Raw genomic sequence first — 721 nt, 5'->3', positions numbered from 1 at the left:
GCGTAGCTCAGCTGGATAGAGTACCTGGCTACGAACCAGGCGGTCGGAGGTTCGAATCCTCCCGCGTCCGCCACTTTCTCTAAGTGGAAAAATAAAAGAGGCACTTATCGAGTGTTAAAACCGATATTACGGACGCGTAGCTCAGCTGGATAGAGTACCTGGCTACGAACCAGGCGGTCGGAGGTTCGAATCCTCCCGCGTCCGCCACTTTCTCTAAGTGGAAAAATAAAAGAGGCACTTGTCGAGTGTTAAAACTGATATTACGGACGCGTAGCTCAGCTGGATAGAGTACCTGGCTACGAACCAGGCGGTCGGAGGTTCGAATCCTCCCGCGTCCGCCACTTTCTCTAAGTGGAAAAATAAAAGAGGCACTTGTCGAGTGTTAAAACCGATATTACGGACGCGTAGCTCAGCTGGATAGAGTACCTGGCTACGAACCAGGCGGTCGGAGGTTCGAATCCTCCCGCGTCCGCCACTTTATTTAAAGTGGTTACTTCACTCAAGTAGTAAAAGATGAGATAAACACCGACAAGAGTCGGTTTTTTTATGCCTGAAATTTGAATCAGTTTAGAGATCCGAATATTCCGAGATGCTTTGAGCCAGTCAGAGGTTCACTCTTCACAAAAGACGTCCCGCGTCCGCCACCTATTTAAAGTGGTTACTTCACTCAAGTAATAAAACATGAGATAAACTCTGGCGAATATCATTTTTTATGCCTGAA

General features: G+C 47.7%; 3 tRNA genes. All 3 read left to right on the top strand.

The features are described from left to right. Window positions 1-130: 130 nt before the first annotated feature. The 3 genes from QNM16_RS08130 to QNM16_RS08120 all read left to right on the top strand — a co-directional run bounded on the left by QNM16_RS08130 (window position 131) and on the right by QNM16_RS08120 (window position 475). Window positions 131-207, top strand: a tRNA-Arg gene (locus QNM16_RS08130). Between the two features lie 57 nt (window positions 208-264). Then, window positions 265-341, top strand: a tRNA-Arg gene (locus QNM16_RS08125). A 57-nt stretch (window positions 342-398) separates the two neighbouring features. Beyond that, window positions 399-475 (top strand) — tRNA-Arg (locus tag QNM16_RS08120). The last annotated feature ends 246 nt before the right edge of the window (window positions 476-721 follow it).

Origin of the sequence: Pseudoalteromonas umbrosa (assembly GCF_030125375.1) — a bacterium.
Classification (GTDB): Bacteria; Pseudomonadota; Gammaproteobacteria; order Enterobacterales; family Alteromonadaceae; genus Pseudoalteromonas; species Pseudoalteromonas umbrosa.
Note: the sequence above shows the minus strand (reverse complement) of the source record. Positions and strands in the feature narration are given on the sequence as shown.